Origin of the sequence: Paracoccus sp. MA, assembly GCF_020990385.1 — a bacterium.
Lineage (GTDB): Bacteria > Pseudomonadota > Alphaproteobacteria > Rhodobacterales > Rhodobacteraceae > Paracoccus.
On record NZ_CP087597.1, the window covers coordinates 782,356 to 807,605 of the forward strand.

19 protein-coding genes are annotated in these 25,250 nt (G+C 64.6%); 8 read left to right on the forward strand and 11 right to left on the reverse strand.

The annotated features are described in order from the left end of the window. Positions 1-17 precede the first annotated feature (17 nt). The 10 genes from LOS78_RS03855 to cysD all read right to left on the reverse strand — a co-directional run bounded on the left by LOS78_RS03855 (position 18) and on the right by cysD (position 14,015). Entirely contained in the window at positions 18-1,748 is a 1,731-nt protein-coding gene (locus LOS78_RS03855) for an FAD-dependent oxidoreductase (protein ID WP_230375405.1), read from the reverse strand. Positions 1,749-1,884: 136 nt separating this feature from the next. Continuing rightward, positions 1,885-2,997: a sulfotransferase domain-containing protein gene (locus tag LOS78_RS03860; RefSeq protein ID WP_230375409.1), complete on the reverse strand. Its 1,113-nt coding sequence runs from the start codon at positions 2,995-2,997 to the stop codon at positions 1,885-1,887. A 71-nt stretch (positions 2,998-3,068) separates the two neighbouring features. Then, positions 3,069-3,848 carry a class I SAM-dependent methyltransferase gene (locus LOS78_RS03865; protein ID WP_230375411.1) on the reverse strand — a complete coding sequence of 260 codons (780 nt, stop codon included), beginning with the start codon at positions 3,846-3,848 and terminating at the stop codon, positions 3,069-3,071. 13 nt (positions 3,849-3,861) lie between these two features. Then, complete coding sequence (locus LOS78_RS03870) at positions 3,862-5,853, reverse strand: polysaccharide pyruvyl transferase family protein (protein ID WP_230375414.1); 1,992 nt, start codon at positions 5,851-5,853, stop codon at positions 3,862-3,864. Between the two features lie 270 nt (positions 5,854-6,123). Then, entirely contained in the window at positions 6,124-6,909 is a 786-nt protein-coding gene (locus tag LOS78_RS03875) for an ABC transporter permease (protein ID WP_230375418.1), read from the reverse strand. 16 nt (positions 6,910-6,925) lie between these two features. Continuing rightward, on the reverse strand, positions 6,926-7,603 hold the full coding sequence (locus LOS78_RS03880; RefSeq protein ID WP_028713894.1) for an ABC transporter ATP-binding protein: 678 nt from the start codon (positions 7,601-7,603) through the stop codon (positions 6,926-6,928). Next, positions 7,603-8,769 carry a hypothetical protein gene (locus LOS78_RS03885; RefSeq protein ID WP_028713893.1) on the reverse strand — a complete coding sequence of 389 codons (1,167 nt, stop codon included), beginning with the start codon at positions 8,767-8,769 and terminating at the stop codon, positions 7,603-7,605. Before LOS78_RS03885 ends, LOS78_RS03880 begins: the two co-directional genes overlap by 1 nt. Before the next feature lie 15 nt (positions 8,770-8,784). After that, positions 8,785-10,596: a polysaccharide pyruvyl transferase family protein gene (locus LOS78_RS03890; RefSeq protein ID WP_230375421.1), complete on the reverse strand. Its 1,812-nt coding sequence runs from the start codon at positions 10,594-10,596 to the stop codon at positions 8,785-8,787. Between the two features lie 559 nt (positions 10,597-11,155). Continuing rightward, entirely contained in the window at positions 11,156-13,078 is a 1,923-nt protein-coding gene (cysN, locus tag LOS78_RS03895) for a sulfate adenylyltransferase subunit CysN (protein ID WP_230375423.1), read from the reverse strand. Position 13,079: 1 nt separating this feature from the next. Beyond that, on the reverse strand, positions 13,080-14,015 hold the full coding sequence (cysD, locus tag LOS78_RS03900) for a sulfate adenylyltransferase subunit CysD (RefSeq protein WP_051416303.1): 936 nt from the start codon (positions 14,013-14,015) through the stop codon (positions 13,080-13,082). Positions 14,016-14,461: 446 nt separating this feature from the next. Here cysD and glpD point away from each other — a divergent pair, with 446 nt between their 5' ends. The 8 genes from glpD to glpK all read left to right on the forward strand — a co-directional run bounded on the left by glpD (position 14,462) and on the right by glpK (position 23,718). Further along, positions 14,462-16,045, forward strand: a complete 1,584-nt coding sequence (gene glpD, locus LOS78_RS03905; RefSeq protein WP_230375425.1) for a glycerol-3-phosphate dehydrogenase — start codon at positions 14,462-14,464, stop codon at positions 16,043-16,045. A 12-nt stretch (positions 16,046-16,057) separates the two neighbouring features. Next, entirely contained in the window at positions 16,058-17,137 is a 1,080-nt protein-coding gene (locus LOS78_RS03910; RefSeq protein WP_230375427.1) for an ABC transporter ATP-binding protein, read from the forward strand. Position 17,138: 1 nt separating this feature from the next. Then, positions 17,139-18,224, forward strand: a complete 1,086-nt coding sequence (locus LOS78_RS03915) for an ABC transporter ATP-binding protein (protein ID WP_230375430.1) — start codon at positions 17,139-17,141, stop codon at positions 18,222-18,224. Then, complete coding sequence (locus LOS78_RS03920) at positions 18,224-19,111, forward strand: carbohydrate ABC transporter permease (protein WP_028713886.1); 888 nt, start codon at positions 18,224-18,226, stop codon at positions 19,109-19,111. Before LOS78_RS03915 ends, LOS78_RS03920 begins: the two co-directional genes overlap by 1 nt. Next, positions 19,111-19,914, forward strand: coding sequence for a carbohydrate ABC transporter permease (locus LOS78_RS03925; RefSeq protein WP_011750615.1), 804 nt, complete (start codon positions 19,111-19,113; stop codon positions 19,912-19,914). Before LOS78_RS03920 ends, LOS78_RS03925 begins: the two co-directional genes overlap by 1 nt. Beyond that, positions 19,914-20,339, forward strand: coding sequence for a DUF2160 domain-containing protein (locus tag LOS78_RS03930; RefSeq protein ID WP_230375432.1), 426 nt, complete (start codon positions 19,914-19,916; stop codon positions 20,337-20,339). Before LOS78_RS03925 ends, LOS78_RS03930 begins: the two co-directional genes overlap by 1 nt. A 79-nt stretch (positions 20,340-20,418) precedes the next feature. Then, complete coding sequence (locus LOS78_RS03935) at positions 20,419-22,140, forward strand: ABC transporter substrate-binding protein (protein ID WP_230375434.1); 1,722 nt, start codon at positions 20,419-20,421, stop codon at positions 22,138-22,140. A gap of 90 nt (positions 22,141-22,230) precedes the next feature. Beyond that, entirely contained in the window at positions 22,231-23,718 is a 1,488-nt protein-coding gene (glpK, locus tag LOS78_RS03940) for a glycerol kinase GlpK (RefSeq protein WP_230375436.1), read from the forward strand. Between the two features lie 290 nt (positions 23,719-24,008). Here glpK and LOS78_RS03945 read toward each other — a convergent pair whose 3' ends face one another. Continuing rightward, a complete protein-coding gene (locus LOS78_RS03945) occupies positions 24,009-25,205 on the reverse strand; it encodes a PLP-dependent aminotransferase family protein (protein ID WP_230375445.1) in 1,197 nt (398 codons plus the stop codon). Between the last annotated feature and the right edge of the window lie 45 nt (positions 25,206-25,250).

Genomic DNA, 25,250 nt, shown 5'->3' on the forward strand with positions numbered 1-25,250 from the left:
CTTGAACATCAGAAGCATCAGAAGCGAGTAATCGTCAGGCCGGCCTTCTTGAGGCGATTCTGAACCGGCGCGTAAGACAGTTTCGCCGGCGGAACCTCCATTTCCAGACTGGTCAGCGCGACATGGCCGCAGGCTTCGCCCACTGCGGACAGGAAGGGCTCCAGCCTGATGGCGGTAAAGGCAACCTCGCTGGCCGATATGCCCCAACTGACGATAAGGTTGTCGCATTCCCCGACCGGAGGAACCACCGCCCGCAGCGGAACGGTGATGTAGTTTGCATTTCCCGCATGCACCTCGGCCCCATTGGCGTCTTGAAAGGTCTTTACTGCCAAATGTCCTTCAAATTTCGTACCTCCGAATGGGCGCGCTGTCTGTGTTTTAGCCTTTGAATCAAGGATGTACTGTCCTACAGCAATACTATCCTCCCAATTCACCTCGTACACTGCGTGCCAAAAATTGATCGTTACCTGTCCAACAAGACGACGACCTTCCCGTTGATAAAGTTCGGAAGGCCAGCCAGGGGTGAGGATATAGTCGTCCTGCCACTCGTCAGCACAGAGCCCCCACATAGAAAAATTTCGTCTTACTACTTGTGGAACCTCGAATCGCTGCTGAAAGATATGCAGCCTTCCCAGTTCTCGATAGGCTAAAAACTCGCGAATCTCATGTCGGCGCTTATCAGTTGCTTCAGAGTATTCCGATGAGACTTCTCCGCGAATATCGCTGCCATTGGCCGAAAATTTGTCGCGATATTCCGTCATCTCTTTGATGCTGGAAAGTCTCAACCAAGTATTCTGCCGTTCTTGCTCACCGAGTTGCAAGAAGTTTGGAATGGCGAGCTTTGCCTTTTCAGCATCATAGGTTGCCCTGTATATAGGACGATAAGCATGCTCGCGAGTATTTATTCTGATGCTTCCTGCTTTCTGCGCTAATCTGACTTCGTCAGAGAAATCTCTTATATCAAACCCTGGAGGAGCAGGAAATCTCAGGTTGGAATCGCCGGGAATGTTGGTGATGCAATTCCTGAAGCCCATCGCCATGCTTCTGCGATCGGCGCTGCCCTTGGGTTCGAATGCGCGCCAGCCGCCGTATTTGGTGAGATTGCCTTTCTCATCGACGACATCGTAAGTGCGCTCGGTGACGCAGCCGGGATTGGCGCCCGCATAGTCTTCGCCAAATTGCGAGGCCGCCTCGCGGCCAATTCTCCAGGGCACGTTTGCGGCAGCCATGAGGCCGCCATTATAGCTGGCATCGATATAGACCTTTGCGGCATAGAGCCCGCCTTTTCCCGGCTTTCGCAGCCAGGAACATCCTTCCGTGGCTATCGCGGCGATGCGGGTTCCGCGTTCCGCAACGGCGCTGTCCGGTTGGCCGTCCTGGTCCACGATCTCATTGCGGATGACCTGCGTGATGGTTTCACCCAACGCCAGAACGATATTCGGTTCTGCACGGATCATCCGGGACAATACCCGGTGCGCCACGGAAGGCGGAAAGTTCCACTGCAGGAAGCTTGAAGCGTTATAACCGGTGATCGAGGAAACCGCGTCGGTAAATTCCTCGACGACCCCGCCGGCCCAGTTCTTGAATCGATGCGGAGCATCCGTGATGCCGAGGCCGCCGGTGATCATGCCGCCGATTGACGATTCCGGTGCCTGAATCACGACGGATTTTCCCGCCCGCGCGCATACGATGGCGGAGAAAATCCCCGACGGAGTGGCGCCGTGGACAAAGACGTCGAATTTTCTCATCATGTCGCTCCTGAACTGCGCGCTCCGGGTCGTGCAGCGGTAAGTCGGATTTGGGGTCAGCCGCGCTTAAGAGTAAGGAAGACCTTCCGACATCTTGCCTGTCTTATAAGCAGATGACGTCAGCCTGGCTGCAAGGCTAGCCGGGTCGCTCACCAGGCCGAAAAGCTCTTCTGTCGGGTTTCCAGGATCTGAGATTCAAGATCGAAGGTCTGCCTTCCCACCATTTCTGGGCGATACGTTGTCCGTTGCTGTATCGCAATACGAGCCGGCCTCTAGCAGCGGCTCGGACAAGACTGTCACATATTTCCCGCTCTTCCTTGGTCAATGCGGGTAGTTCGGCGACTGTGTTATCTTTTCCCGAGGGACTGCAAGAAAGGAATTCCGAGGTCGCGAATCCACGGTAGCGTACTGCAAGCCAATGATTGGTTTCCAGCGAGTCCTGATAGATTTTCCGACGCAGTTCCGGCTTCATGAAGGTGAAATCATTGACTTCTCCGGGGTAGTGTCGAAAGAGATCGGAGATCATCACGATGTATCTGACAGGAAGTGCCATCTCTCCGGTTTCACGGATGTATTTTCCCGAGCAATATCGGATAGCACTTAATGCTTTCAGACCAAACCTCTTATTTACGATATCGGAATCCGGCATCTCGACATCCAGCTTGAGAGCATATTTCAGCATGTGACTGACGATGCCATTCGTCTTGGCTTCCTTGTCGAAAGGCAGGCAGATGATGTTTTCGTGACCTATCGCCTTTCCCCAAGCGGTGACGATGCCCTTGTATTCCGTTATCTTCGCCCCCTGCTCCTGGTAGAATTCATCTATCGTTCCGCTATGTCGGCCAAACCTGAGCAGCTGATTATATCCGGATTCTATATAGTCCCATTGAGGACGAAGATAGAGGATCACCTTGCAATCATAATCGGCGAAATGCTTTCTGAACTTCGCAGCAACAGTATTGGCCAGAAATCTTCTAAAGGCTTCACTGGACAGCAATATGTTGTCTGCGCCCGTGGACCTGACCTCTTCCTCCAGATCCGCCCAGCTTCCACGAGCCGGTAGAAACGATTTCGGCGCATATAGTTCATAGGCCAGATTGTGATGTGCGACCAGCTTCCTGACATACCGGCCTTTACGAGGATAGTACACAATGCGGTTTTCCGCGGAATCACTATGTTCTGCAAAAGCCCGCTGTATTGCGGTCGTCCCGCACTTCGGCTGGCCGATATGTAAAAAGATACGCTTCACAATCCTACCTTCCGGCTTTTATTTTTCTATCACTCGCAAGCTCTGGTTGCGTTTTTCCGACGCGCACCCGCCTATCCCTTGATCAGCACTCCGAACCGCCGATTCACGATACAGACGAAATCATGGTGCTCCATGCGCATCATGCAGCGAAAGGCCTCGCGCGAGGATTCGGAATAGGACAGATCGTCCACGATGATCATGGATCGCCGCGCCATCCAACCGATCAGGGAACGAAAGCTGCGCAGCATGGCGTCCTTTTCATGCACCGCATCGATGAAGGCCAGATCCACCTCGGCCGCACCGGCCAGATAGGAGGGAAAACAGGCGAAATCGCCTTGCACCACCCGCGAGCCGGGATCGATCAGGTTGACCGAAGCCTGGGCGATCTCGGCATAATCCGAGATCTCGAAGGAGAGCAGCGTGCCGCCTTCGGCCCGGCGGGCGGCCGCGGCCAGATACATCGACGAAATGCCGAAACCCGCGCCTGCCTCGAGGATCAGCCCCGCCTCGATGCTGCGCGCCAGATTGTAGAGCACGGCGCCATAGGCGGGCGAGATCGCCAGAATGTCCGAGGTGACCAGGCCCGGCCCCTCGCGCCCGGCATGGGACTTGCCGCCGTAAGAACGGTGCAGGGGGCTGGGCGCATAGTTGCGCAGCGCCGTCCGCCGCCGGCCGATCTCGGCCTGGGTCTCGGGCTCGATCTCGCCTCCCAGCACCGCCCGGAACCGCGCGCGGTCCCAGGTCGGCGAGTTCTCGCGCAGATAGGTGACGGCGAACCGGCTTTCCCCGGCCCCGGCGGGGGCGGCGACAGGGGTGGGGGCCGGTTCGCCCTCTTTGTGGGATTGATCCATATATCGGGTTCTTTCAGGTCCTGGCCGGGACGGGTCCGGCCTGCCAGCTTGCCATCCATTCCCCGGCGGCGCGGGTCACCTCGGGCAGGGCCTCGAAGGGCGCCGCCGCCAGCAGGGCCGCGATGTCGATGGGCTTGCGGGCCAGCAGGAAACGCTCGGCCGGGATGGTGTCCGGATCAAGGCCGGCGAATTGCGACAGGTCCACCGCCTCGGGCGCGCGCTCATGGCCGATCGACTGGTAATAGTCGTCGAACTTGATGCCGTCGCCGTGGATCTGGGTGCTGGACGAGGTGACCGTCGCCAGGCAGGCGGGAATGCCGTAGGCCTGCGCGATGATCACGCCATGCAGCGAGGAGGAGACGATGCGCTCGCAATCGTGCATCTCGTCCAGGAAGGCCTCGATCTCGTCATAGCCGAGACGGCGGATGTCGATGCGCTTGACGGCCGGATCGACCGGGGTCGCCATCTCTTCATGGGTGAAATGCAGGATCAGCCCGGTCTTGTGGCGCGGCTTGGCCGTGCGCGGATAGAGGATCGGCAGCAGCCAGGCCGGATCGCCATAGACCTCGGGGCAGGTGCCGCCGTTGGCGATGACCAGGTCGCGGGTCAGCGGGCCGCGCACCGCGTGATAATGCGCCCCTGCCGCCAGGGTGTCGCGAGAATTCGGCGTGCCGCTGCCCCAGACCCGGCTGCCCTCGCGGGCGTATTTGATGACCGAACCGATGGCGCAGAGCCCGATGCCGCGGCCCGCCCATTCCGGGGGAATGCCGGTGACCTTCTCGACGATATAGGGGTTCACGATGTCGCCCAGGTTGCCGGGATAGGGCTGTTCCCACCAGAACAGCTTGACCCGCCGCGAGGGCTCGATGCCGCGCTGTTCCGCCCGCCGGTCGAGCGAGGCGCGGAACAGCCGGCTGCGCGAGAAGCTGATGACCGCCTCGTTGCCGGTCAGCAGGATCTCGGAGAACAGCTCGTCCGCGCGGGCCCATGCCTTCTGATCGATCGCCTGCAAGAGCTGGAAGCGCAGCGCATAGGGGTGAAGATGCTCGTTGTCGCGATAGCGCGCCAGATTGGCCTTCAGCACCGAAGGGTCCTTGAACTTGGCCGAGATCTCGAGCAGCCGGTGATAGCTGGCGTAATCCTCGGGATCGCGCGACAGCAGGGCGTGGAAATAGTCGCAGACCAGCGTCCGCCGCCCCGCCCGGGCCGCGTCGGAGATCAGGTCCAGAATGACCGCCTTCTGGCTTTCGGGACGCATGATGTCGGGGGTGTGCTGAAGCACCTTTCCCTTGAATTCCTTGACGTTTCCGCTGTCGCCATGCAGGAAGTAGGCGCCGGGATTTTCAGAATCCTGCGGGCGGACGACGTCATTGGGCGACAGCACAAGCAGCCGCGGCCGGGCGCTGGTGCGCCGGAAGGCCTCTTCGAGGATGTAGTCGTCGGTGAAATCGCCCTCGGTTTCGCGTTCGACCCGCTTGCATTCGTAAAGCAGTTCCAGCGTCTCGCGGGTGTAGTTCAGGATCAGATAGCCCGGATGGAAGCGGCGGGCGTAAAGCGAGAAATTTTCCTGCGGCAGGAAGCGGAATCCGCGCATGAAGGCCGCGATGTCATAGGCGCGGCTGGCCAGGTTATCGACATTGCGCAGCAGCTTGGTGTCCACGTCGACCCACATGATCGTGCTGCGATGCTTGAGTAGCATCTTGCGATAGAAGCGGACCTTGGCGCGGCAGATCTCGCTCCAGCTCGTGCCTTCGGGAAAGGTGATGGGCTGGATGTCGTGCAGCATGCCCAGCTCGTCGCAGCGGGCGCGCAGCTCGTTGGCCTTTTCTTCGTAATAGCCGCCCTCGGTATAGAAGCTGACGATGGTGATGCGCTGGCTGGCCACCTCGCCGCGGCGGCGGACATAACGTAGCAGGGCTTCGGGCAACAGCTTCTTGGCCAGGCGCACCGAGACGGGGGTTGGGGAGGGCTGGAAGAGGTTGGTGTTGGCGCTTGTTTCGGTCATGGGAGCAGCTTTTCCTTGAGAGGTTTCACCTGCCGCAGACGCGACGGCAATAGGGAGGGGAGGAGGATTATGTATAAACAAAAAAATCAGTATCTTACCTTTCCGGATCAATCCGGAAACCAAGCCCGGCGGTCCCGCTTTCGCTGCGGGGGTGACGGGCTGGCCAAGACCCTGGCACGGCACGGGGATGCCGTCGCTGGGGCGGGTATTTCGGTCCGGCGCAAGGGCCGGCTTCCGGGCTTGGCCATGGCACCGCCATGGCCGCGCATTTCATCGCTGCGCCAGATCGCGGTGCCATTTGGTCAGCAGCGCCAGGCCGGCGGCGAACAGCACCGCGGCGATGGTGATGACATAGAGCGGCTCGACATATTCGGCGCGATAGGTCGAATAGAACCCCGAGCGGCTGGTGCCGACGATATGGATCAGCGGGTTGAACCAGACATAATCGCGATAGGGCATCGGAATGCTGTCGAAGGACATGAAGATGCACGACAGCAGGAACAGCGGCCGGGTGATGATCCCCCAGATGTTGGCCCAGACGGGAAAGCGCCGCATCAGGAAGCAGTTCATGCAGCCCACGCCGAGCGCCAGCCCGGCGGCCATCAGGAAGGCCAGCATGATGCGGGGCAGGTTCACGATCAGCTCGATATCGTCGTAATAGATGATGCCGGTCAGCACGATCACGAAGACCAGCGCCTGGATCATGCAGGCCAGCACGAAGCGCGCGATGATCGCATCGACGAAGGTCACGCCGGGATAGAACAGCAGCTGCTTCGAGAAGGACAGCGATTGCGCGATCTTGCGGCTGATGTCGAGGAACATGATGAAGGGCAGCAGCCCCGAGGCATAGAACAGCGCAAAGCTGGACCCCATCGGCGGCACCCGCACGCCCAGCGAAAAGATGATGGTCAGCAGCGCGATGCCGCCCACCGGCTCCAGCACGGTCCAGATGAACCCGCCCGGCGACTTGCCGTAAGAGGTCGACATCTCGCGGAAGATCAGCGCGAAGATGGTGCGCAGCGCCGGCATCCGGGTCAGGGGGTGATGTTGGGGCATCAGGGCTTGCATCGCGTCAGTCCTCGTCGTCCACGCCGCTGGCGCCGATATTGGCTTGGTGCACCTCGATGGCCTGCTCGACATCCTCGAAATAGGTCAGCTGCCCCTTGTGCAGCACCGCGGCAGAATCGCAGACCGCGCGGATCATGCGCATGGAATGTGTCACCATGATGGCACCGCTGTTCTTCAGGCGGTTGCGGAAATAGCTCTGGCTCTTGTCGCGGAAATTGCCGTCCCCGACCGAGGTCACCTCGTCCACCAGATAGGTGTCGAAATGGATGCCCATCGACACGCCGAAGGCCAGCCGCGAGCGCATCCCCGACGAGTAATGCCCGAAGGGCAGGTAGAGGTGATGCCCCAGATCCGAGAAATGCGCGACGAAGGCCAGCAGCTTGTCGGCATCGACATTATAGACCCGGGCGATGAAGCGGGTGTTCTGCGCGCCGGTCAGGTCGGGATGGAAGCTGCCGGCAAAGCCCACCGGCCAGGATACGGTGCCGGTGGTCACCACCCGCCCGCGATCGGGCCGGATAACGCCGGCGATGATCCGCAGCAGCGTCGATTTGCCGGCGCCGTTATGGCCCAGCAGGCCGACGCTGGTTCCCGTCGGGAAGGTCACGTTCACGTCGCGCGCCACGACCGTGGTGCGCCCGTTGACCGTGAAGCTTTTCGACAGGTTCTCCAGCCGGATCATCAGTGTCGGTCGCGGTTGCTATAGCCGATCAGCACGAGGCTGAGCCAGCCGATGAAGATGAAGGTGACGGCAAGAAGCGTGATCATCAGCCGCCGCGGGCGGGTGGCCGTCTCGGCCAGGGTGGGCTCGACGAAGGTCGCGAGGTAGCGGCTGTCCTGTTCGGACTTGGCGCGGGCGCCCTCGACCCCCGACAGCGCGAGCGCATAGCTTTTCTCGGCCAGTTCCAGGTCCAGCTGCAGCTTGGTGTATTCGTCCACCACCGAGCTGAAGCTGACATCGCTGGGCGCGCTGGTGGCATAGCTCTGCTGTTCCTGCTCGATCCGGCGCTTGAGCACATCGACGCGCAGCTGGGCCTGGGTCAGGCGGACATCGGCGGTGCCCTGGTTGCGCAGGGTCTCGACCTGGACCATGGCCTCGGTCAGTTCCTGCGACAGGCTGGTGACCACCGAGGCATTGATGTTCACCACCGATTGCGGGTCGATCAGCTTGTACTTGTCGCGGAAGCGCGCCAGCGCCACGCGGGCCTTGGCCAGGTCATCCTCGGTCTTGGCGAGGTCGCGTTGGGCGTAGCGCAGCGAATTGTCGCGCGCCTCGTCCGAGACGGCGTTGACCAGGCGGCCGGCGGCCTTGTGGATGCCCTGCGCGATGCGGTGGGCGTCCTCGGAGGTAAAGGCGCGCACCTCGATCTCGATCATGCCGGTTGCCGAATCGACGCTGATGGTGACCATCCGCCGCCAGTAATCCACCAGCTGCTCCTGGCTCGATCCCTCACGCAGCGTGAAGACCGGGTCGCCCTTGGGCTTGGTGAACATCGCCCGCAGGTCCAACTCGCGGTCGAGCTGGGCGACGAAGTTCGGGCTGCGCAGGTATTTGTAGAGGATCTGCGCATCCGTGGTCGTGTTGCCCACCGAGGACAGGCCGAATCCGGCCAGCAGCCCCAGGTTCGGCGTCTCTTCGTCGCGGACCACGAAAGAGACCTCGGAGACATACTGGTCCTTCGCGATCAGGAACATGTAGGTCGCGACAAGCAGCGAAGGCAGCGCAAAGACCAGCAGGAAGCTGGCCAGCACCAGCGTATGAACCCGCTTCCAGCCCGAGCGGCCGACCGGAGGCAGGACACGCGGGTTGGCGGGCTGTGTGCGCTGCGGAGTTTCCAGATCTTTCACGAGCCGTTCCGATCGTTATTGCATCAAGGGACGGGCGGCGCGGTCATAGGCCGCGACGGCCTCTGTCAGGGCGGATTCGATGTCATCCATCGCCGCCTCGGAAATGCGGTCATGCTCGACCAGGTCGGTCAGCGCGCGATGACGCAGGTCCAGGCCCACCGTCTGCGGCAGGCGTTCGGGCAGCCCGACGCCGGCGGCGTAGTCGCGATACTTGATCCGGTCGCCGGCGACAGCGTCCTCGAAGCCCTCGAAGGTGATCAGCCCGACCGGGATGCCATAGGCATGGCAGGTGATGTAGACATGCATCGCGCTGGTCAGCACCGCATCATATTGCAGCAGCGTGCCGATCAGCGACTCGATATCGGCGCGGCGCGACAGCAGCACCGAAAGCTCGTCCACCTGCTCGGGCAGCCGCAGCGACAGCTTGCGATGCGCGAAATGGCGCACCAGCGCCAGGCGCCCGTTCGTCGCCTGCGGCCGTTCCAGCGGGATCAACCGGGGCAGGATCGCCGCCGGATCGCCGAAGCGTTCGACGCGCGGCCCGCCCGCCTCGGCGACCAGCTGCGCCGAATGCGGCCCCCGCAAGGAGATATAGGTCGCATCGGGCGCGATCTCGGTATCGGCGCGGCTGAAGCCGGTGCCGACCAGGATCGAGCTTTTCTGCGCGAAGCGCCCGATCGAACCGACGGCCATCAGATGCGGCCCGGCGCCGATCTCGTCATGGCGCTGGAAGCGCACCGGCCTGCCGGCATGGGCCTGCAGGATCAGCGGCGACAGCCAGTCGCCGTAATTGCCCGGATAAGGCTTGTCCCACCACAGCAACGGCAGCGGCGCGCCGGTTCCGCTGGTGACATGGTCCAGGAAGGCCATCGCCGCCCCGATCACCACCCGGTCGGTCTTGCCCAGCAGCCGGCGGGACGAGATATCGGCGATGCGGGCCTCGACCGCCTCGCGATTGCCGCTGCGGGCCTCATGGACCAGATTGTAGATGCTGCGCTGCGACAGTTCGCGCGAGGCCGGCATGGTGGGCGACAGGTATTCCGTCAGCCCGATGCTGTCCGACAGCCGCCGCAGCGGCACCGCGACCCGGCGGGGCAGGGCGCCCTGCAGGCGGCGCGCGGCCTGCAACGCGACCGATTTCGGCTTTGCCCCGCCTGACAGGGCGCGCGCCGCCGCCGTCGAGCGGCTGTGCTGGGCGGCCAGCCCCTTGAAGGTGGCGACATTGCCGCTGGAACCGAAATAGAAGAACGGCCGGCGGCCGCTGTCGGGCAGGTCGGCGCGCCCCAGCAGCATGGACGAGGGAATCATCTGGAAGGTCAGCTGATCGGCGTTCTTGCGCCAGGCTTCCTCGAAGAAGAAATCGTCCGTGGCGCGCATCGTCATGGTTTCGCAGGCGGCGCGGGCGTCGCGGATGTAGTTGCGTGCGGCGGCCGTGGTGTTGATGCCCCAGAAGCACGGCTCCCAGAAGCGCGCGCTGTTGGCATAGCCGATCCGCATGGGATGGCCGAAACCGCGCTGGAAGCCGATGATGTCGGCCGAGAAGCCCGAGACGAAATCCGGCAGGTAGTCGATGTCGCAATCCACGTCGATCCAGAAGATCTTGCGCTTCGGATTGCTCTCGCAGACCGAGTACAGGAACGGGATCTTCTTGCGGCAGATCTCCAGCCATTCCTCGCCGGGCGCCTTGGGAACCTCGGCGATCTCATGGGCGATGCCCAGCCGGTCCAGCGAACGACGCAGGTTCTGCGCTGACTGTGCGTAATAGTCGTCAGGTGTGTGGAACGAGCAGAACAGGACGTCTGCTGGAAGCGGTCCGCCGAAAGGCATGTCTGTGTCTCGTTTCAGGCGTTCGTCAGGTTGGCCAAAAGGGACCGAAACAAGTCGGCCGATACGAGGCGTTGTTAAACTGAATCGTTCAGTTCCTGCAACCGAGACTGCGAAAAAAGGCAGGGCTTTGCCGGGTTCACAAATGCTTCAGCATCAAAAGAATGCAGAATGCCCTGAATGCAGAAGGATTTCCAACGCGCTGTCGATAAAGCCGAATTTGTCCGCGCGGCACGCTGTGGCAGGCCGCCCACGGTGACCACCAAACCGCCTGTCCGGCAGGGTCAAATCTGGGCGGAAATCCGCCCAATGCGCGTTCCTTCCGGCGTCTTATGCCAGACCATGGCCCGGCAGGTGGCCTGCAAGCCGGGGAAAGCGCCGGATCGCGGCGACAGAGTCGCGGGCCTGCCGCGCCGGTTTGCTGGCGCGCGGCAGCCGAAATCCCGCGGAGATTCCCGGTCGAAGCTTGCGGGCCACCCCGGCGGGCCGGTTTCCGGAAATCGCTGCGGATGGAGGAGCGGGCGGGCGATTTGCCGCCCGCCCGCCTTGCATGGTGCGGCCGTCAGCTCATTTCGCGCAGGACATATTGCACGATGCGCTCGGCGGCGTCCTCCGGGGTCAGGTCGACGGTGTTGACTGTGATTTCGGCCTGCTGGGGCTGTTCATAGGGGCTGTCGATGCCGGTGAAGTTCTTCAGCTGGCCCGCGCGCGCCTTCTTGTAGAGGCCCTTGACGTCGCGCGCCTCGGCCACTTCCAGCGGCGTGTCGACGAAGACCTCGACGAATTCGCCCGGCGCCATCAGGTCGCGCACCATCTGCCGTTCCGAGCGGAAGGGCGAGATGAACGCGGTCAGCACGATCAGCCCCGCATCGGTCATCAGCTTCGCCACCTCGCCGACGCGGCGGATGTTCTCCACCCGGTCGGCATCGGTAAAGCCCAGGTCGCGGTTCAGCCCGTGGCGGATGTTGTCGCCATCCAGCAGGAAGGTGTGCTTGCCAAGCGCATGCAGCTTTTTCTCGACGATATTGGCGATGGTCGACTTGCCCGAGCCGGACAGGCCGGTGAACCAGACCACGGCGGGCTTCTGGTTCTTCAGCGCCGCATGGGCCTCGCGGTTCACGTCCAGCGCCTGCCAGTGGATGTTCTGCGACCGGCGCAGCGCGAAATGAATCATCCCCGCCGCCACCGTGGCATTGGTCATGCGGTCGATCAGGATGAAGCCGCCAAGGTCGGGGTTCTGGGCATAGGCCTCGAAGGGGATCGGCCGGTCGGTCGAGATGTTGACCACCCCGATCGCGTTCAGCCCCAGGGTCTTGCTGGCCAGATGCTCCAGCGTGTTGACGTTGACCTCGTATTTCGGCTCGGTGACGGTGGCGGTGACGGTCTGGGTGCCGATCTTCAGCAGGTAGGGGCGGCCCGGCAGCATCTCCTGCTCGGCCATCCAGACCAGCGTCGCCTCGAACTGGTCGGCGACCTCGCAGGGCTGGTCCGATTGCACGATCACGTCGCCGCGCGAGCAGTCGATCTCGTCGGCGAAGGTCAGCGTCACCGACTGGCCGGCGACCGCCTGGTCCAGATCGCCGTCATAGGTGACGATCGACTTGACCGTGGTGGTCTTGCCCGAGGGCAGCACCCGGATCGCGTCGCCCGGCCGCACCGCGCCGGCGCCGATCTGGCCGGCGAAGCCGCGGAAATCCAGGTTCGGCCGGTTCACCCATTGCACCGCCATGCGGAACGGCTGGTCCAGCATGCGCGTGTCGCTGACCGGCGCCTCTTCCAGATGGCCCAGCAGCGTCGGGCCCTGATACCAGTGCATGTTGTCGCTGTGGCTGACGATATTGTCGCCCTTGAGCCCCGAGATCGGGATCGGCAGGAAGCTGTCCATGCCGATCTGCTTGGCGAAATGCGAATAATCCGCGACGATCTCGTAGAACCGCTCGGCCGAGTAATCGACCAGGTCCATCTTGTTCACCGCCAGCACCACGTTCTTGATGCCGAGCAGGTTCACCAGATAGCTGTGCCGCCGCGTCTGGGTCAGCACGCCCTCGCGCGCGTCGATCAGGATCACCGCGAGGTCGGCGGTCGAGGCGCCGGTGACCATGTTGCGCGTATATTGCTCATGGCCGGGGGTGTCGGCGACGATGAACTTGCGCTTGTCGGTGGCAAAGAAGCGATAGGCCACGTCGATGGTGATGCCCTGTTCGCGCTCGGCCGCCAGGCCGTCGACCAGCAGGGCGAAGTCGATCTCGCCGCCCTGGGTGCCCACGACCTTCGAATCGTTTTCCAGGCTGGCCAGCTGGTCCTCGAAGATCATCTTGCTGTCATAGAGCAGCCGGCCGATCAGCGTCGACTTGCCGTCGTCGACCGAACCGCAGGTGATGAAGCGCAGCATGGTCTTGTGCTGGTGCTTCAGCAGATAGGCGTCGATATCCTCGGCGATCAGCGCCTCGGTGACGTAGACGGGGTCTTTGTCTTGAAGGTTCATTTCAGAAATACCCCTCTTGCTTCTTCTTCTCCATCGACGCGGACTGGTCGTGGTCGATGGCGCGGCCCTGGCGCTCGGACGTGGTGGTCAGCAGCATTTCCTGGATGACCTCGGGCAGGGTGCGGGCGTCGGATTCCACCGCACCGGTCAGCGGATAGCAGCCCAGCGTGCGGAAGCGCACCGATTTCATCACCGGCTGCTCGCCGTCGCGCAGCGGGAAGCGGTCGTCATCGACCATGATAAGCAGGCCGTCGCGTTCCACGACCGGGCGCGGCTCGCTGAAATACAGCGGCACGATGTCGATGCCTTCCAGGTGGATGTATTGCCAGATGTCCAGCTCGGTCCAGTTCGACAGCGGGAAGACCCGGATCGATTCGCCCTTGCCCTTGCGGGTGTTGTAAAGCTTCCACAGCTCGGGGCGCTGGTTCTTGGGGTCCCAGCGGTGGTTGGCCGAGCGGAACGAGAACACCCGCTCCTTGGCGCGCGACTTCTCCTCGTCGCGGCGGGCGCCGCCGAAGGCCACGTCGAAATTGAACTTGCTCAGCGCCTGCTTCAGCCCGTCGGTCTTCCACATGTCGGTATGCAGGCTGCCGTGGTCGAAGGGGTTGATGCCCTTTTCCATCGCCTCGGGGTTGTGGTGGACAATCAATTCCATGCCGGCCTCGGCCGCGGCGCGGTCGCGCAGCTCGTACATGGCGCGGAACTTCCAGGTGGTGTCGACATGCAGAAGCGGGAAGGGCGGCGGGGCCGGATAGAACGCCTTCTTCGCCAGATGCAGCATGCAGGCAGAATCCTTGCCCACGGAATACAGCATCACCGGGTTGTCGGCCGTGGCGACCACCTCGCGCATGATCTGGATGCTTTCGGCCTCCAGGCGCTGGAGATGGGTCAGCGTGGCCGCCTGACCCCCGGTATGTATGACGGATTGGCTGTTCATCTGGGTGGCCCTTGTTCTTGGATGCGCGTCCTTTGCCAGATTTTCGCAGCAAGACCAAGACCAACGGAGCCTGAAACGGCGCTGCGACCACGGAAAGGACCACCGTTCCGCTGCATCGCGGAATCCGCGGACGGGCCGGGCCTGCCGACCGGTTTCGCCAGACCGTGGTTCCACCCGCGGCTTTCTTTTCGGTAATGTTCGTTTGGGTTCGTATCTGACCGCCCTTGCGATGCCTGCGCCGAGGCAGCCCCACGGAAACGCGCGGCATTTTGCCGTTCTTGCGCCTCTGACGCTGCACTTTCCAACAAGATTCGCCGCAATGCCGCGCCCGAACATTCGATTTCCGCAAAAACGATCATAAACGAAAATTTTCGCTTGACGGGAATCACGCAGCCGTTACACCTTTTCGCTATCGACAGGCGCGAAACGACGGGGGAGGGATCGGCGTGTCAGCACCAGCGCGGCCCGAGGCCGACCTTTTCATCATCGGCGGCGGAATCAACGGCTGCGGCATCGCGCGCGACGCGGCCGGGCGCGGGCTTTCGGTCACCCTGGCCGAGATGGGCGATCTGGCGCAGGCGACCTCTTCGGCCTCGACCAAGCTGTTCCACGGCGGGCTGCGCTATCTGGAGTTCTTCGAGTTCCGGCTGGTGCGCGAGGCGCTGGAGGAACGCGAGACGCTGCTGGTCGCCATGCCGCATATCTCATGGCCGATGCGCTTCGTGCTGCCCTATTCGCCGCAGATGCGGTTCGAAAGCGACACGCCCACCTCGCGGCTCTTGTCCTTCGCCATGCCCTGGCTGCGGGGCCGCCGGCCGGCCTGGCTGATCCGGCTGGGGTTGTTCCTTTACGACAATCTGGGCGGGCGCAGGATTCTGCCGGGCACCAGGCGGCTGGACCTGTCCCGCGACCCGCTGGCCGCGCCGCTGAAGCCGGGCTTCCGGCTCGGCTGGGAATATTCCGACTGCTGGGTGCAGGATTCCCGGCTGGTGGTGCTGAATGCCCGCGATGCGCAGGCGCGCGGCGCCGCGATCCTGACCCGCACCCGCGTCACCCATGCCGAGCGGGCGGGCGGGCTGTGGCGCATCACCACCGAGGGGCCGGAGGGCGTGCGCATCCACCACGCCCGCGCGCTGGTCAATGCCGGCGGGCCTTGGGTCGAGGCGGTGATCCGCAACGTCGCGCATATCCAGTCCTCGGAAGGGGTGCGGCTGGTGCGTGGCAGCCATATCGTCGTGCCGCGGCTTTACGATCACGACCGCTGCTATTTCTTCCAGGGCGAGGACGGGCGGATCATCTTCTCCATCCCCTTCGAGGAGGATTTCACCCTGATCGGCACCACCGACATGGACCATCAGGGCCCGCCGGGCGAGGCGCGCTGCTCGGATGCCGAGCGCGATTATCTCTGCGCCTTCGCCAGCCAGTATTTCGCCAAGGCGGTGACGCCCGACCAGGTGGTCTGGACCTATTCCGGGGTGCGGCCGCTTTATAATGACGGGGCCAAATCGGCCACGGCGGCGACGCGGGACTATGTGCTCAGCCTCGATGAGGGCGGTGCGCCGCTGCTCAACGTGTTCGGCGGCAAGATCACCACCTATCGGCGGCTGGCGGAAAGCGCGCTGGCCAAGCTCGCGCCCTTCTTTCCGCAGGCCGGCGGCGACTGGACGGCGCGGGTGCCGCTGCCGGGCGGCGATTTTCCGGTGGACGGGGCCGAGGATCTGGTCGCGCAGCTGCAGGCCAGCTATCCGTTCCTGTCGCCGCGGCTTGCCCGCCGGCTGATGCGCACCTACGGCACCGAGGCCTTCCTGCTGCTGAACGGCGCCGAAAGCATGGCGGCGTTGGGTCGCGACTTCGGCGCCGGGCTGACCGAGACCGAGGTGAACTGGCTGATCCGCAACGAATTCGCCCAGAGCGCCCAGGACATCCTGTGGCGGCGCACCAAGCTGGGCCTGCACATGAACGAGGAACAGCGCCGCGAACTGGAGGCGTTCGTGGACAAGCGGCATGCCGCCCATCCGGCGGCGGAATAGGGGAGGAAGGCTTTGCTGGAATTGCAGGGCGTGTCCCGGTCGGTCGGGGGAAGGGTGCATATCCATCCCACCAGCCTGACCTTGCAAAGGGGCACCATGAACGTGCTGCTGGGGCCGACGCTGTCCGGCAAGACCAGCCTGATGCGGCTGATGGCGGGGCTGGACCAGCCTTCGACCGGCCGCATCCTCTGGAACGGGCAGGACGTGACCGGGCAACGGGTGCAGGACCGCGGCGTCGCCATGGTCTACCAGCAGTTCATCAACTATCCCGGCCTTTCGGTCTATGAGAACATCGCCTCGCCGCTGCGCATCCTGGGCCGGCCGCGGAACGAGATCGACCGCAAGGTGCGCGAGACCGCCGAGATGCTGCGCCTGACGCCCATGCTGGCCCGCAAGCCGCTGGAACTGTCGGGCGGCCAGCAGCAGCGCTGCGCGCTGGCGCGCGCGCTGGTCAAGGGCGCCGGGCTGGTGCTGCTGGACGAGCCGCTGGCGAATCTCGACTACAAGCTGCGCGAGGAATTGCGGGTCGAGATCCCGCGCATCTTCGAGGCCTCCGGCGCGATCTTCGTCTATGCCACCACCGAGCCCGAAGAGGCGCTGCTGCTGGGCGGCCAGACCGCGACGCTGTGGCAGGGCCGGGTGACGCAGTTCGGCCCGACGCCCGCCGTCTATCGCCAGCCGGTCGATGCGACCACGGCGCGGGTCTTCAGCGATCCGCCGATGAATTTCGTCGGCGCCCGCAAGCAGGGCGATGCCGTCAGCTTCGGCGAAAGCGCGCTGGCCTCGGGCAGTTTCGCCGACCTGGCCGACGGCGCCTATCTGGCCGGGTTCCGCGCCAACCATCTGTCGCTGACCCGGCACGGCCCGGCGGCGGTCGAATTCGCCTGCACGCTCGTCGGGACCGAGATCACCGGCTCGGAAACCTTCGTCCATGTCGAGCACGGCGCCGACCGCTGGGTCGGGCTGGTCGAGGGCGTGCACCTGCTGACCGCCGGCCAGCCGCTTTCGGTCTGGCTGGACCCGGCGCATGTCTACCTGTTCGACGCGTCCGAGCGGCTTGCCGCCCCGGCCGCCTATGCGAGGGCGGCCTGACATGGCGCAGATCACGCTCAAGAACCTCGCCCACAGCTACAACCCGCATCCGAAGTCGGAAGCGGATTATGCGCTGAAGGAGATGGACCATGTCTGGCAGGACGGCGGCGCCTATGCGCTGCTGGGCTCGTCGGGCTGCGGCAAGACCACGCTTCTGAACATCATCTCAGGGCTGCTGACCCCCAGCCACGGCCGGGTGCTGTTTAACGACCGCGACGTGACCGACGCGCCGACGGCCGAGCGCAACATCGCCCAGGTGTTCCAGTTTCCGGTGGTCTACGACACCATGACCGTGCGCGACAACCTGGCCTTTCCGCTGAAGAACCGCGGCAAGGACGCCGCCTATATCAAGGCGCGCGTGGACCAGATCGCCCGGATGATCGGCATGGAGGCGATGCTGTCGCGCAAGGCGCAGGGCCTGACCGCCGACGCCAAGCAGAAGATCTCGCTTGGCCGCGGCATGGTGCGCGAGGACGTGAACGCGATCCTGTTCGACGAGCCGCTGACCGTCATCGACCCGCAGATGAAATGGGAACTGCGCACCCAGCTCAAGCAGCTGCACCGGCAGTTCGGCCATACCATGATCTATGTCACCCACGACCAGACCGAGGCGCTGACCTTCGCCCAGAAGGTGGTGGTCATGTATGAGGGCCGCGTGGTGCAGATGGGCACGCCCGAGGAGCTGTTCGAAAAGCCCGCCCATACCTTCGTCGGCTATTTCATCGGCTCGCCCGGGATGAACTTCCTCGATGCCGAGGTGCGGGGCGACCGCGCCCTGCTGCCCGGCGGCGAGGTGGTGGCGCTGGGTGGGCATTACGCCCCCGCCGCCGGCCGGGTGCAGATCGGCATCCGCCCCGAACATGCCGCGCTGGTGGCCAGCGGCGGGCTGCCGTTGACCATCCGCCGCGTCGAGGATGTGGGTCGCCACCGGCTGGTGCGCGGCGAGGTGGCGGGCCGGCCGCTGAACGTGGTCATGCCCGAGGGCATGCCGGTCGAGGGCCTGCCGCAGGTCGCATTCGCGCCGGGCAAGATCAACGTCTATGCCGACGACTGGCGCGTGGCGCCGCAGGGGGAGGGGGCGGCCTGATGGAAAAGACCCAGAACAACAAGGCCTGGTTCCTGGTCCTGCCGGTGCTGGCCGTCGTCGCCTTCTCGGCGGTGATCCCGCTGATGACGGTGGTGAACTACGCTTTCAACGACACGTTCGGGAACAACGAATTCTTCTGGGCCGGCCTGGAATGGTTCGACGAGATGATCCACTCCTCGCGCCTGCACGGGGCGCTGGGACGACAGGCGCTGTTTTCCGCCATCATCCTGGCGATCGAGGTGCCGCTGGGCATCTTCGTGGCGCTGAACATGCCCAAGAAGGGCTTCTGGTCCAGCCTGGTGCTGGTGCTGATGGCGCTGCCCTTGCTGATCCCCTTCAACGTGGTGGGCACGATCTGGCAGATCTTCGGCCGCACCGATATCGGCCTGCTGGGCCGGGGGCTGGCGGCGCTGGGGTTCGACTATAACTACACCAACGATCCGCTGGACGCCTGGATCACCGTGATCGTCATGGATGTCTGGCACTGGACCAGCCTCGTGGCGCTGCTCTGCTATGCCGGGCTGCAATCCATCCCGCAGGCCTATTACCAGGCCGCCAAGATAGACCAGGCCAGCCGCTGGGCGGTGTTCCGCTATATCGAGCTGCCCAAGATGAAGGGCGTGCTGCTGATCGCCGTGCTGCTGCGCTTCATGGACAGCTTCATGATCTATACCGAGCCCTTCGTCGTCACCGGCGGCGGACCCGGCAACTCGACCACCTTCCTGTCCATCGACCTGGTGAAGATGGCGGTGGGACAGTTCGACTTGGGCCCGGCGGCAGCCTTCAGCCTGATGTATTTCCTGGTCATCCTGCTGGTCAGCTGGGTGTTCTACACCGTGATGACCAGCATGGACCGCAGCCAGTCCGACATCCCGGAGGCCATGTGATGCGCGTCAAACCCTCTGCCCTGGTGATGGTGCTTTACCTGCTGTTCCTGCTGATCCCGATCTACTGGCTGGTCAACATGAGCCTGAAGACCAATGCCGAGATCACCGGCACCTTCAGCCTTTATCCGCACAACCTTACGCTGCGGAACTACCGGGTGATCCTGACTGATCCCAGCTGGTATATGGGTTACGTGAACTCCATCATCTATGTGGTTATGAACACGGTGATTTCCATCGCCGTGGCGCTGCCGGCCGCCTATGCCTTCAGCCGCTACAGCTTCATGGGCGACAAGCACCTGTTCTTCTGGCTCTTGACCAACCGCATGTCGCCGCCGGCGGTCTTCGCGCTGCCCTTCTTCCAGCTTTATTCCTCGGTCGGGCTGTTCGACACCCATATCGCGGTGGCGCTGGCGCATTGCCTGTTCAACGTGCCGCTGGCGGTCTGGATCCTCGAGGGCTTCATGCGCGGCGTCCCAAAGGAGATCGACGAGACCGCCTATATCGACGGCTACAGCTTCCCGCGCTTCTTCGTGAAGATCTTCATGCCGCTGATCGCCAGCGGGATCGGGGTCGCCGCCTTCTTCTGCTTCATGTTCAGCTGGGTCGAGCTGCTGCTTTCGCGCACCCTGACCTCGGTGAACGCCAAGCCCATCGCGGCGACGATGACGCGCACGGTTTCCGCCAGCGGCATGGATTGGGGCGTGCTGGCGGCGGCGGGGGTGCTGACCATCATACCCGGTGCGCTGGTGATCTGGTTTGTCCGCAACTACATCGCCAAGGGCTTCGCCCTGGGGAGGGTCTGATGTCCGACGCCGCCATCCCGACGCACAAGCGCAAGGCCTGGCCCGCCATCTATGCCGGGGCCGCCATCCTGATGGGCGCCATCCTGGCCCTGCTGGTCTGGGCCACGCCGGCCGAGGACGGCGCCAGGGACTGGACCGCGCCGATGGTCCCCGGCGGCTGGATGGCCTGGACCTTTCCGGTGGCGCTGTTCTTCTGGGTGATCGCCAGCCTGCTGGTTCTGTTCACCATCCTCGCCATCCGGTTTCCCGAAACCCCGCGCCGCGGCACCCTGCGCATCGAGACGACGCGCGGCGACCGGCTGTTCATCTCGCTTCTCGGCTCGGCCTTCATCTGCCTGGGCTGGCTGTTCTTCGCAGGCCCGCCGCTGTGGTGGGGGCTTGCGCTCTGCCTCGTCTATGCCGCGGCGGTGTTCCGCTGGGTCTGACCGGGTTCGAACCGGCCCCAGGGGCAGCGGCGATTGCCCGGGGCGCAAGGATCAACGTCTCATTCCAAGGGAGGAAAACATGAGACCGATGCAAAGGACCACGGCCATGGCGCTTGCGCTGATGGTCATGGGGGCGCCCGCCTGGGCGGATATGGAGGCGGCGAAGAGGTTTCTCGACGCCGAGATCGGCGACCTCTCCTCGCTCTCGCGCGAGGACCAGGAGAAGGAGATGCAGTGGTTCATCGACGCCGCGCAGCCGCTGGCGGGGATGGAGATCAAGGTGGTCTCGGAAACCATCACCACGCATGAATACGAGGCCAAGGTGCTGGCCCCGGCCTTCACCGCCATCACCGGCATCAAGGTCACCCACGACCTGATCGGCGAGGGCGACGTGGTCGAGAAACTGCAGACCCAGATGCAGACCGGCGAGAACATCTATGACGCCTATGTCAACGACAGCGACCTGATCGGCACGCATTGGCGCTATCAGCAGGCCCGCAGCCTGACCAAGTGGATGGAGGAGGAGGGCAAGGACTTCACCAGCCCGACGCTGGACCTCGACGATTTCATCGGGCTGGAGTTCACCACCGCGCCGGACGGCGATCTTTACCAACTGCCCGACCAGCAGTTCGCCAACCTCTACTGGTTCCGCTACGACTGGTTCAGCGACGCCAAGACGCAAGAGGATTTCAAGGCCGAATACGGCTACGACCTCGGCGTGCCGGTCAACTGGTCGGCCTATGAGGATATCGCCGCATTCTTCACCGGCCGCGACATGTCCTATATCGAGGGCGGCCCCACCAGAGCCTGGGGCAACATGGACTACGGCAAGAAGGACCCGTCCCTGGGCTGGCGCTATACCGATGCCTGGATGTCCATGGCCGGCATGGGCGACAAGGGCGAGCCGAACGGCCTGCCGGTCGACGAATGGGGCATCCGCGTCGACGAGAACTCGCGTCCCGTGGGCTCCTGCGTGGCGCGCGGCGGCGCGACCAATGACGCGGCGGCGGTCTATGCCGTGACCAAGGCCATCGACTGGCTCAAGAACTACACCCCGCCCGAGGCCATGGGCATGACCTTCGGCGAGGCCGGCCCCGTCCCGGCGCGCGGCGACATCGCCCAGCAGATGTTCTGGTACACCGCCTTCACCGCCGATATGGTCAAGCCCGGCACGCCGGTGATGAACGAGGACGGCACGCCGAAATGGCGCATGGCGCCCAGCCCGCACGGCGCCTATTGGTCCGAGGGCACCAAGATCGGCTATCAGGACGTGGGCTCCTGGACGCTGATGAAATCGACGCCGGTGGATCGCGCGCAGGCCGCATGGCTCTATGCGCAATTCGTGACCTCGAAAACCGTAGATGTGAAGAAATCCCATGTCGGGCTGACCTTCATCCGCGAGTCCACGATCCAGGACCAGTCCTTCACCGAGCGCGCGCCGCAGCTTGGCGGGCTTGTCGAGTTCTACCGCTCCCCCGCCCGCGTGCAATGGTCGCCGACCGGGACCAACATCCCGGACTATCCCAAGCTCGCGCAGCTCTGGTGGCAGAACATCGGCGACGCGCTTTCCGGCGCCAAGACCCCGCAGGAGGCGCTGGATTCGCTCTGCGCCGAGCAGGAGCGGGTTCTGGCCCGGCTGGAGCGGTCCGGCGTGCAGGGCGACCTGGGCCCCCAGCTGAACGAGGAAAAGGACCCGCAGGAATGGCTGGACGCCGAGGGTTCTCCCGTCGGACCGCTGGAGAACGAAAAGCCGCAAGGCGAGACGATCTCCTATGACGAGCTGATCAAGTCCTGGCAGTGACGCCTGGCGGGGGCGGGGCCGGGCCTCGCCCCCATCCTTCGTTCCCCGGCCGTCTCTATGCGCCGGATCGACGACATTCCGGAAATCGCCATGACCCACATCCTTGCCATCGACCAGGGCACGACCTCGTCGCGCGCCGTCATCTTCGACACCGGGCTGAACCCCGTCGCCGCGGCGCAAAGGGAATTCCCGCAGCATTTCCCGTCTTCCGGCTGGGTCGAGCACGATGCTTCGGATCTTTGGGTCAGCGTTGCGGGGGTTGCCCGCGCGGCGGTGGAGAAGGCCGGGCTGCATGCCGGCGACATCGCCGCCATCGGCATCACCAACCAGCGCGAGACCACGCTCCTCTGGGACCGCAGGACCGGCCGGCCGCTGCACCGCGCCATCGTCTGGCAGGACCGCCGCACCGCCGCCCTTTGCGACCGGCTCAGGGCCGAGGGGCACGAGCCGATGATCGCCGCCCGCACCGGGCTGCTGCTCGACCCGTATTTCTCGGGCTCGAAGCTGAAATGGCTGCTCGACAATATCGACGGCGCCCGCACCCGCGCCCGGCGCGGCGAGCTCGCCTTCGGCACCGTCGACAGCTGGCTGATCTGGAACCTGACCGGGGGCCGCACCCATGCCACCGACGCCACCAATGCCGCCCGCACCCTGCTTTACAACATCGCCGAGAACCGCTGGGACGAGGATATCTGCGCGCTTTTCGACATCCCCATGGCCTTGCTGCCCGAGGTGCGCGACTGCGCCGCCGATTTCGGCATGGCGCGGGCCGACCTGTTCGGGCGCGAGATCCCGATCCTGGGCGTCGCCGGCGACCAGCAGGCGGCGACGGTGGGCCAGGCCTGTTTCGCGCCCGGGATGATGAAAGCGACCTATGGCACCGGCTGCTTCGCGCTGCTGAACACCGGGGAGGAGATGGTGGCCTCGAAGAACCGGCTGCTGACCACCATCGCCTACCGGCTGGGGGGCCGGACGAGCTATGCGCTGGAGGGCTCGATCTTCGTGGCCGGGGCGGTGGTGCAATGGCTGCGCGACGGGCTGGGGATCATCCGTTCGGCGGCCGAGACGCAGGGTCTGGCCGAGGCGGCGGATCCGGGGCAGGAGCTGGTCCTGGTGCCGGCCTTCACCGGGCTGGGGGCGCCCTATTGGCGGCCGGACTGCCGGGGCGCGGTGTTCGGGCTGACGCGGAACTCGGGCCCGGCGGAGCTGGCGCGGGCGGCGCTGGAGAGCGTGGGCTTCCAGACCCGCGACCTGTGGGAGGCGATGCGGGCGGACTGGCCGGGCGCGGCTGCGGGGGTGCTGCGGGTGGATGGCGGCATGGCGGCGAGCGACTGGACCATGCGGTTCCTGGCCGACATCCTGGGCGCGCCGGTGGACCGTCCGCGGGTGACCGAGACGACGGCGCTTGGCGCGGGCTATCTGGCGGGGCTGCAGGCGGGTCTGTGCCCGCCGCCCGAGGATTTCGCCCGCGCCTGGGCCTTGGAGCGCCGCTTCGAGCCCGCCATGGCCGAGGGCGAGCGCGAGGCCCGATACGCAAGGTGGAAAAGCGCCGTGGAAGCGACGATGGGGGCGGCATGAGCGGGGACGGCATGAGCGGGTTTTCCTTTGCCCTGCCGGGCCGGGTGATCTTCGGCCGCGGCCAGGCGCAGAACGCCCCGGCGATGATCCGGGTCTGCGCCATGGTCCGGCTCCGCCTTCCGCCGCTACGTTCCCAAACGGCGCCGAAGCGGATGGGCGAGCTTCGGTCTGGTGGCTGCGGCGCGCTCCGGTAGGCGGGCAAGGGGCGATGAGGCCCGGTCCTGTCGCGCCTTATCCAGAGATGCCGCGAAGCTGCTGGCCCTGCCGCCTTTCTGGCCGGGCTGGCGCGCTCAGCCCGGCTCGGCCAGTGCGGCGCGGATGGCGCGGGCAAGCCGCCGACAGCCCTCCTCCAGCCGCTCGGGCGGGTTCAGGGTGAAGTTGATCCGCAGCGAGCGGCGGTCAAGCCCCTCGGGGTCGAAGACGCTGGAGGGCGAGATGCACACCCCCTCGGCCATCGCATGATGCAGCAGCCGGTCGGTATCCAGCCGCGGATCGCGCGCCGTCGCCCAGACGAACATGCCGCCAACCGGCACCTGCCAGTCCAGGTCCCCGGCCAGATGCTGCTGCATCGCGGCGCAAAGCGCGTCGCGCCGGGCGCGATAGATCGCCAGCACCTCGGGACGGATGCGGTCGGTCATGCCCGCCTGCAACGCCCGCAGCGCCAGCATTTGCGACAGCCCGCTGGTGCACATGTCCGAGCCCTGCTTGGCGGTGGCCAGCGCCGCGATCATCTCGGGCGCGGCGATCACCCAGCCGATGCGCAGCCCCGGCACCAGTTCCTTGGAGAGCGACCCCATATAGACCACCGGGCCGTCATAGGGCCCGGGCCGCTCGGCCCCCGACAGGTCGAGCAGCCGGGGCAGGGGCTCGCCCTCATAGTAAAGCGCGCCATAAGGGTCGTCCTCGATCAGCCAGGTGCCGGTGGCATGGGCAGCGGCGACCAGCGCCTGCCGCTCGGGCAGGGCCACCAGCCGGCCGCTGGGATTCGAGAAATTCGGCACCGTATAGGCGAATTGCGCCCCCGCCAGCGCGGCATGGGGGTCGAAACCATTGCTCTCGATCCGCATGGCCCGGTAACGCGGCGCATGCGGCATCCAGGCGTCGAGGGCCCCCAGATAGGCCGGGCTTTGCGCCGCGACCAGCCCGCCCGGCTGCAACAGCACCTTGCCCGTCAGTTCCAGCGCCTGCATGCCGCCGGTGGTGATCAGCACGTTCTCGCGCGAAAGCCGCAGCGCCTCGGTCGAGAAGCGGGCGGCGATCAGGTCGCGCAGCGCCGGCAGGCCGGGGATCGGACCATAGCCCAGCGTCTCGTCGGGGTGGTTGCGGATCGCCTCGGCGGCAAGATCGGCCAGTTCCTCGACCGGCCAGACCGAGGGCTCGGGCAGGCCGCCGGCAAGGTTGACCAGATCGGGCACCTGTCCCGCCGCCAGAAAGACCGAGGTCACATCGTTGCTGCAAGACAGCCAGGGGGCAAAAGCGGGGCGCATCGTCGGAACCGTTTCATCGGGGCATGATCCTGCTGTGACCGTTTT